This is a genomic window from Lactococcus muris, from assembly GCF_042849115.1.
Lineage (GTDB): Bacteria > Bacillota > Bacilli > Lactobacillales > Streptococcaceae > Lactococcus > Lactococcus muris.
The window spans coordinates 101,344-110,236 of the sequence record NZ_BAAFQO010000009.1 but is presented as its reverse complement, the minus strand read 5'-3'; the positions used below and the strand labels follow the sequence as shown (position 1 = coordinate 110,236).

The 8,893-nt window shown below is 36.5% G+C and carries 5 protein-coding genes, 2 tRNA genes and 2 pseudogenes; 6 read left to right on the top strand and 3 right to left on the bottom strand.

Annotated elements, in window-relative coordinates:
* Positions 1-53 precede the first annotated feature (53 nt).
* Together ACGHCK_RS06910 and ACGHCK_RS06905 are read left to right on the top strand one after the other, a co-directional pair.
* A tRNA-Gly gene (locus tag ACGHCK_RS06910) sits at positions 54-125 on the top strand.
* Between the two features lie 38 nt (positions 126-163).
* Positions 164-249 (top strand) — tRNA-Leu (locus ACGHCK_RS06905).
* A gap of 128 nt (positions 250-377) precedes the next feature.
* Here the strand turns inward: ACGHCK_RS06905 and ACGHCK_RS06900 are convergent.
* Positions 378-557 (bottom strand): annotated as a pseudogene (locus ACGHCK_RS06900) (transposase); the annotation flags it as partial.
* Between the two features lie 515 nt (positions 558-1,072).
* On the opposite strand from ACGHCK_RS06900, the pseudogene ACGHCK_RS06895 reads away from it, so the two are divergent.
* The 3 genes and pseudogenes from ACGHCK_RS06895 (at position 1,073) to ACGHCK_RS06885 (ending at position 4,427) form a co-directional block, all read left to right on the top strand.
* Positions 1,073-1,559: pseudogene (locus tag ACGHCK_RS06895) on the top strand (competence protein).
* A 236-nt stretch (positions 1,560-1,795) separates the two neighbouring features.
* Positions 1,796-2,992, top strand: coding sequence for a phosphoglycerate kinase (locus ACGHCK_RS06890; RefSeq protein WP_271328160.1), 1,197 nt, complete (start codon positions 1,796-1,798; stop codon positions 2,990-2,992).
* 265 nt (positions 2,993-3,257) lie between these two features.
* The gene (locus ACGHCK_RS06885; protein ID WP_271328159.1) at positions 3,258-4,427 is read left to right on the top strand and encodes a class I SAM-dependent rRNA methyltransferase; all 1,170 of its coding nucleotides are present in this window, start codon (positions 3,258-3,260) and stop codon (positions 4,425-4,427) included.
* Between the two features lie 198 nt (positions 4,428-4,625).
* On the opposite strand, the gene ACGHCK_RS06880 is transcribed toward ACGHCK_RS06885, so the two are convergent.
* Together ACGHCK_RS06880 and ACGHCK_RS06875 are read right to left on the bottom strand one after the other, a co-directional pair.
* Entirely contained in the window at positions 4,626-5,660 is a 1,035-nt protein-coding gene (locus ACGHCK_RS06880; protein ID WP_251422398.1) for a YdcF family protein, read from the bottom strand.
* Between the two features lie 718 nt (positions 5,661-6,378).
* Positions 6,379-7,362 carry an aldose epimerase family protein gene (locus ACGHCK_RS06875; RefSeq protein ID WP_271328158.1) on the bottom strand — a complete coding sequence of 328 codons (984 nt, stop codon included), beginning with the start codon at positions 7,360-7,362 and terminating at the stop codon, positions 6,379-6,381.
* A gap of 127 nt (positions 7,363-7,489) precedes the next feature.
* Here ACGHCK_RS06875 and ACGHCK_RS06870 point away from each other — a divergent pair, with 127 nt between their 5' ends.
* On the top strand, positions 7,490-8,884 hold the full coding sequence (locus tag ACGHCK_RS06870; protein WP_251422392.1) for an FAD-dependent oxidoreductase: 1,395 nt from the start codon (positions 7,490-7,492) through the stop codon (positions 8,882-8,884).
* Positions 8,885-8,893: the final 9 nt, after the last annotated feature.

Below are 8,893 nucleotides of genomic sequence, written 5' to 3'. Positions count from 1 at the left end.
GCAAAGCCTGACAAGGTTATTTACATTAGCACTGACAAGGTGCAAAGCAATCCGCGAACGTAGTTCAGGGGTAGAACACAACCTTGCCATGGTTGGGGTCGCGAGTTCGAATCTCGTCGTTCGCTTTGTTAGTTCTCCCTTTGTGGGAGATTTTCCATATTTTGCCGGGGTGGCGGAACTGGCAGACGCACAGGACTTAAAATCCTGCGAAGGGTAACCTTCGTACCGGTTCGAAACCGGTCCTCGGCATCACTCATACCAAGGGTTTAGTACTCTTGGTCTTTTTGTTTGTTTTAATGGTTCTGTTTACTCTGCGGTGGTAAACCGATAAAATGAGTTTAAAAACACGAGAAAGTCATCAAAAGCTGATGACTTTTTTAGTTACGCTTTGTGAGAATTTGTTGGAATAAAATCCGTTTTCTGAGGTGGTCAAATCGCCCAAAACCAAAGGCAATACGCTTGATGAGTTTACAGAGATTGTTCTTACCTTCGAGAGCGTCGTTGGAATAGGGCGAAATAAGACCTCGTGAAATGCTCTGCTTGTGTTTAAGCAGATGAGGTTTTTTTGGGGGTATCGAAGGACTACTAAACGCTATTAGTAGAGTGATTTAGTATTTGATAGAGCCTTAAAAATTTTGGAAGGGAGAAACTTAGTGATCCCTTCTTAGCTACTAGTTATACTGGGAGAAATATTCCTCATATTTTTGTTTAATTTAGATTTATACTGATATTTTTTAACAGCTAAAAGATACTTGATTGGTAGTGGAGCTGTTTATGTAGCACTGCTGATAAATGTCAGATAATTTCTATAGATTACTTTACTATGAAAATAGAGAGCCGTATATGCTAGTTTTTTTGTCAAGATGTCAGTTTACAATCTGGAACTTAAAAAATGTCGAGATTTTCTATTATGTTTTAGAAATTTAAGAAATAAAAATAATTTGATAATCATTTTTACGCGAAGCTATGGTATTCTACTGTTAGGAGTAGAGATAAAAAAGAGGGAGGAAATTTATCATATAGTTAGTGATTAAAAGGTATTTGAGAATTAGAGAGGAGATGGAGGCAGATGCTGAATAATAACTTGGATAAGGAACAGTTGGAAGAAATATTTCATTCGGTTCAACATATTGTATGGAAGAACAGTCATTTAATTAAGATAAATCTTTGGACAATGGATGATTATCGACAGGAAGGACGTTTGGTTCTCTATAAATTGCTTGAGGATGGTGTGACTCATGAAAAACTATATTGTCATTTTAAAGTACGGTATAAACAAAGACTAATAGATATAAAAAGAAGAGAGCGAGCGTTTAAGCGGGGTTTTGACTTGTGGGAGTGGTCTGGATATATACGAGTGTTCAGATGCCTTGGAAGGTAAAGCTGACACTCCTGAACACATGTTGATTTCAGCAACTCTGCTCGAAGAGGTTCTTCAACGTTTGAGTTTGAGATATCGTAAGTTACTGAAAAACCATCTGTCAGGCGGCGAATTACATAGGATGGAAAAGTATCGTTTAAAAGAGAAAATAAAGCAAATATTATATGAAAAAGAATAACCTTTGCGACAAGCCTGATAAACTTAGGAACGTAATTTTTGATGAAAATAAATTATTTTAATGAAGGTAAGCAAGCTTTTACGGTTTTAGAATAAAATAACACTAGAGTCACCGTTTCATTCTCATAATTTTTTGTGCATTTATCGTGCCAGATAAAGCTTGTAAAGAAAGTTTTGCCTAAATTGTGATATAATTACTTTATTAGTGAATAAAAAAATATAGGAGATTTCCAGAAAATGGCAAAATTGACTGTTAAAGATGTAGATCTTAAAGGTAAAAAAGTTCTTATTCGTGTGGACTTTAATGTCCCACTTAAAGACGGTGTAATTACTAATGATAACCGTATTACTGCAGCTCTTCCAACAATCAAGTATGTACTTGAACAAGGCGGACGTGCAATCCTCTTTTCACACCTCGGTCGTGTTAAAGAAGAAGCAGACAAGGCCGGAAAATCTCTTGCTCCAGTGGCAGCAGCTTTGAGTGAAAAATTGGGCAAAGAAGTTGTCTTCCCAGGTACTACACGCGGTGCTGAGTTGGAAGCTGCTATCGCTGAATTGAAAGATGGCGATATCTTGCTTATTGAAAATACTCGTTTTGAAGACGTTGACGGTAAGAAAGAATCTAAAAATGATCCTGAACTTGGTAAGTACTGGGCTTCGCTTGGAGATGGTATCTTTGTAAATGATGCATTTGGTACTGCTCACCGTGCACATGCTTCAAACGTAGGTATTTCTGCAAACGTTGATAAAGCAGTAGCCGGTTTCTTGCTTGAAAATGAGATTGCCTATATTCAAGATGCTGTTGAAAATCCAGTTCGTCCATTTGTAGCAATCCTCGGTGGTTCAAAAGTTTCAGATAAAATCGGTGTTATTGAAAACTTGCTTGGTAAAGCAGATAAAGTTATCATCGGTGGTGGTATGGCTTATACATTCTTCAAAGCACAAGGCATCGAAATTGGTGATTCTTTGGTTGAAGAAGATAAGCTTGACTTGGCCAAAGAATTGCTCGAAAAAGCAGACGGTAAACTTATCTTGCCAGTAGACTCAAAAGAAGCTAACGCTTTTGCTGGTTATACTGAAGTAAAAGATACTGAAGGTGAAGCAGTTGATCCAGGTTTCCTCGGTCTTGATGCCGGTCCTAAGTCAGTAAAACGTTTTGCTGAAGAACTTAAAGGAGCTAAAACTGTTGTTTGGAATGGTCCTATGGGTGTCTTTGAAAACCCTGACTTCCAAGCTGGTACTATCGGTGTAATGGATGCAATCATCGCGCAACCAGGCGTGAAATCAATTATCGGTGGTGGTGACTCAGCAGCAGCAGCAATCAACCTCGGTCGTGCAGATAAATTCTCATGGATTTCTACAGGTGGTGGAGCTTCTATGGAACTTCTTGAAGGGAAGGTTCTTCCAGGACTTGCTGCTCTCACAGATAAATAATCCCATGAAAAAATAGCCCCTGATCTTGTCAGACCATGGCTGAAGTCCTTTGACTTCGGCTTTTTTCTATAGTCGAATGATGAATGAAGAGAGGGATACCGGTGAATAAAGTGAGATTATAAATTTCCTGTGCCTTAGTTTAAAATAAATACATTAATAAATTAAATAAAATCGGATTTTGATCTGAATGTAGTGAATATTGTATTATGTAAATGGGCGGCCTTTAAATTGAGGGATGAACGACTTTTTTTGATACAATAATATCATGAAGAAAATCACAGTAAAAAAACAGGCAGCAATAAAACTTCGTCGTACTTTTCCGTTAATTGTTGCGGATGATTTGAAGTTTCTTCCAAAAGAAGATTCTTTTGTTGACTTTGTTGATGAGAAGGAAAACTTTTTGGGGAGAGGATACTTATCCAAGCAAAATAAGGGGACAGGCTGGGTCTTAACCCAAGCACAAGAGGACATCAATCAAAGTTTTTATAAAAGAAAGTTTGAGAATGCCAAAAATGACCGACTTTCTTTTTTTCAAGATGAGTTGACAACAGCATTTCGCTTATTTAATGGTGAAGGTGATGGTTTAGGCGGGGTAACTGTCGATTATTATGCAGGTTATGCTGTCTTTAGTTGGTACAATGCTTTTATTTATGCACAAAGTTCAGATATTATCGCTGCTTTTCAGTCCGTTTACCCAGAAATTAAAGGAGCTTATGAGAAAATTCGCTTTGAGGGGCTGCACTTTGAGAGTCGTTTTCTCTATGGTCAAGCAGCTCCAGGGCCTTTAGCGGTAAAGGAAAATGGTGTTACTTATGCAACTTATCTGAATGAGGGCTTAATGACCGGTATTTTCTTGGATCAGAAAAATGTTCGAGGAGCTTTGGCAAATGGTTTAGCTGTGGGTAAGACACTTCTTAATATGTTCAGTTACACGGGTGCTTTTTCTGTAGCAGCTGCCTTTGGTGGGGCTAGCCAAACAACCTCAGTGGATCTAGCAAAGCGTTCTTTGGACAAAACACGTGAACAGTTTGAAATGAATGGTATTGCCCCAGAAACTCAAAAAATATATGTCATGGATGTCTTTAACTACTTTAGCTATGCCAAGAAAAAGGAGTTGTGCTATGACATTGTTGTCTTGGATCCACCAAGTTTTGCACGAAATAAGAAAAAGACCTTTTCTGTTGCTAAAAATTATGGAGAACTGGTTCAGCAATCTGTGGACATCTTGAATAATAATGGCCTTTTGATTGCTTCTACAAATGCTGCGAATGTCAGTCGGAAAAAGTTTAAAAAAATGGTTCAAGAGTCTTTGGAAGATAAAGGTGTAAGTTACGTTATTTTTCAAGAGGAACACTTGCCTTCAGATTTTAAGGTGTCTCAAACGTTTCCAGAAGGTGACTATCTTAAGATCTTATTTATCCAGATAAAAAAATAAAATTTGAAAGTGGCTGGGCCGACGGCCTTGAAAATGAAAAATGCTTAACCATATGCATAAGAATGCAGAGATTAAGCATTTTTTTGATACGTTTTGAGTAAAATCGGTTAAAGTCTACTTTTGTCTCAAAAAGGAAATATATCAGTGGCCAATGCCGTACTGATACTAATCTCTCTTTTCTTAAAGTTTAGGGTTATATTATATAGGCAAGAAACTGCTTACTATAATCAAGAAAATCAGAAGAACAAGCCCAATAACCCAAAATTTATTGTGGGAGAGTAGTGCGGCATATTCACGAATGAGTGCTGTTGGTAAGAAATAGAAGGCAGTTGGAGCACCAACACCTTCCGCCTTAAGATGGACCCTCCGAGCATATAAACGTGCTCGAAGTACATGATAGTTATTCGTTGAAAAAATAATAACAGGATGCCGTTTATTATATTCAGAATGGTGTTGCCAATCCTCCTCAATAAGACGCTTTGAGAAAAGCATGTTTTCATAAGTTGTTGTTGACTGGTCTTCCATGATAATATTTTCTTCAGGAATATTTTGAGACAGGAGATATTTTTTCATAGCAAATGCTTCGGAAACGGGCTCATCATCACCTTGCCCACCACTGACAATAAATTTAGAAGCAGTATTTTTATAAAAATACTCAATTCCCTTGTCTAAACGACTTTTTAAAAGCGGCGGAACCTCTTCGCTAGAAATTCCTGATCCAAGGACGATAATGCAGTCAATTTGTTTTTTTACTGGGAACATCTGATACATCCAAGAATAAAGCAAGTAGGCCATGAAGATGAAAGTAAGGGTTAAATCAAGCAGCAAGAAGAATATTAAAATAATGCTGAGAAATAAAGGAACATTTATAAGCCCTGATACCAATACTAAGAAGAGAGGGAAGCTGACAATGAGATTCAGTCCTAAAGCAGCAGAAAGTTTGGCAGTCAGACTTTTTCCTTCTCTGGTCCGCATCGTTTGTGAGTTTAGGATGAGATAAATACAAAGAGCTAAAAAAACCAAAGGAATGAGAAAATAAAATATTCCCAGAGAAATCGTGGAGCCGTGAGTCGTTTTCTCATCAAGAAATGCTAGTCCCAAGAGCAGAAGGGTAAAGAAAGAGAGCATTAGACCTGCAGCTAAAAGTAGTCCACCTATGATGCTTCGATCTTTAAATCTTATAAGCAGATAACCTATGGCAGCAATGACTAGAAAGAACATTAAATAAAACATTATATCCTCCAATAACTAAGTCCAGTATAACATGTTTACAAGCTTTGAAACTAGAATTTTGTATTGTTTTAAACATCTTGAAAAAATTTACCACGGACCTGCAAATAGTTACAAAATTTTATGACGTAACTGTCTTAAAAGTGCTTGGAAAAGGTATTTTCTTTGACTTAATGAGAATAAAATGAAGGGAAGGAAACAAAATAGATCTACTTGTGGATGATTGCAAGTAAAAGATGAGAGTACCAGACATCAGCTTTCAAAAATGGACATATAATATTCAGACGAGGACAAAAAAGAAAAGCACCCGTCTACTGTGCTTTTTAAGGTATAAGAAACATTGATAAGTTATTTATGCAGCTGCCTTTATGCTTGATAAGGCATCTAACAAAAATGTTTTAAAAATCTCAGTATATAAGTCGGGGCTACTGGAAAGGAGTTGGGGCAAAAGTCGGTTTTTGATCAGTTTTAGCAAAAATAGAAAAAACAAAAATGCTCAATCAGGGCATTATCTGCCGAAATTTAGCGTTTTTTTCATTATTTTGGACTTTTGCCCCAGCCTCTTTTTATACGACATATAGATATAATTCTATTTTTATTGCACAATATATTGTGTTTTAAAAAATATGTAAAGTTTTTCAGCAGACTCATATAAGTCTGGGATTTTTTTCTTTTAAAATATTTTATATTTTTTCTAAATAAACAATTGGGCATGTCTTATTTAAATCAAGTTACAACTGTTCCCATCCATCTTTTTATCCTTTAAATTCAAGAAACTATAGGTAGTTTTGGAAAAATATTCTTCACCAGCTTTAAGCATAACTTTTTCTAAGTTATTAGCTGGGTATTGTGTTTCAAAAGTAATTCCAGAATATTTTGGTTTATTCTCGAAATGTATTTGTGGCTGATTCAAGGTAAATACGACAGCTGCAGGTAATGTGGTATTTATTTTAACAGCTCGTCCACTTTGAGGATGACTGATTATCCCTATTTTTTTCTTGTCTAATGAAAAAGTAGTGTCTAAACCATCAAAAGTGCTTAAATTTTTTAATGATTTTCCATCTAAATCTGAAAAATCAAGTATATCATCCTTTGTGATTTTGGAACTGCCGATAATTACTTTTTCTGTATTTTCTACAAAATATTGATTGCTTGAGAGATAAAGAGTGTGACTTTCAACAGTCTCTTGATTGTTTCCGCTCAAATTAAAATAGATATGATTGGTTGGGTTGAAATGAGTCTTTTTGGTCGCAGTAGCCGATATAGTCATTTTTAGCTGCAAATGCTGATTGATAGAATAAATGACCTTTACTTTCAAATGGTTTTCAAGATCGTTTAAAGTAAAGATAAGCTGGGTTTCATCTGGTAATTCATCAATTTCAAAGTCCCAAATTTTCTTATCGTATCCAGTATTTCCACCATGGAAATGATAAGGTGGTCTGTTTACTTCGAGAGAGGTATCATTAATTTCATAGCGACCAGCTAAAGGACCAATGATACTCCCTGAAAAAGTTCTGTTTTTTATCCAGTACTGTCGTGAATGAGGGGCTAGTGTTATATTTTCCAAATTACCCATACAATCTGAAAATTTTATTTCAAAGATAGAGGCACCGAGACTTGCAAAAGTTATTTCAAATTTATCACGGATATTAAACGTGATAAAATCAATGCTTTCTTTTGTTTTCTCTACAGAATAATTAATCATATTTTTACTCCTTTTTTATAATCATAACATATTATTGAATTTTATTTTCATAAAGATTGACACATTTTGAAAGAAATGCTATTATATAAAATGTAAGCGCTAACGAAAAAGCAAGGAGTAAATGATAATGAAAACAAATTATGATGTGATCGTTACAGGTGGTGGCATGTCTGGTGCCTTCGCTGCGATTGCAAGTGCACGAAATGGAGCTAAAACGCTGATTATTGAGCAGTATGGCTATTTCGGAGGTTCTTTAACAGCAAATGGTGTCGGCCCTATGATGACTTTTTTTGCAGGAGAAAAGCAGGTTATAAAAGGTTTGGGTGAAGAGATGGTCCAGCGCATGGTCGAAAAGGGTTACTCGCCAGGTCATGTGCTTGATTCTACCAATTATATTTCGTATTTAACACCATTTTCAGCAGAAGGTTTGAAAATTGTTTTGGATGAAATGGCGCAGGAAGCAGGATGTGATATTCTGTTTCACACTAATCTTGTGTCTGTTGAAAAAACGAACAGTAAAATTTCGTCTATTACTGTATTAAACAAAGATGGACTGACAAACTTGACAGCAAAATACTTCATTGATGCAACTGGGGATGCGGATTTAGCAACTGAGGCGGGAGTTCCATTCCAACTGGGGCGTGAATCTGACCAAGCGATGCAGCCGATGACGATGAATCTTAAAGTTTATGGTGTGGACACACAAGAGCTTAAGAACACGGTTCTGAAAGATCCAGAGAAATTCCCACGGCTCAACCGAAATCTTAATGTAATGAAAAATACGGAAATCCTTTCATTTATTGGTTTTGATGAGGAGTTTAAAAAAGCCAAAAAAGAAGGACGTCTCAGTATCCCCCGTGAAGATATTTTATTTTTTGAAACAAATGTCCCTGGTGAATTCATTATTAATACAACACGTATTATCAACGAAAGTGGTGTCTCCGCAGAAAGTTTGACCCGCGCAGAGATGCTCGGCAGAAGGCAATGTGCAGAGTTATTTAAGTTTTTAGTTGAAGATATTCCTGGATTCAGAAATGCGAAGATAGTATACACAGGACCAAGTATTGGTATCCGTGGTACACGTCAAATTAAAGGTGTTTATACGCTGACTAATAAAGACGTCCTGGAAAGAACGGATTTTAAAACACATATTGCTCATTCGGGTTACCCCATTGATATTCATAACCCTAAAGGTGAAGGAACAGTTTCAGTTCATAGTGCACAGAGTGAAGAAATAGAGCATGAGAAGTTTGATGCAAGTACTTTTGATAGCTATTACAAAATCCCATATGAAATCATGATTACTAACGAGTTAGAAAATCTCATAGTAACAGGACGCTGTGTTTCTGCTTCCTTTGAAGCGCAGGCAGCGATTCGTACGACACCAACAATGACTGCGCTCGGACAAGCAGCTGGTCTTGCTTCTGTCCTGGCTTTGAAAGAAAATCAGTCTGTTAAAGAAGTCGATGTCTCGGCATTACAAGATATACTTATTGCACAAAAAGCTTATATTGAAAAATAAAAAGGAATA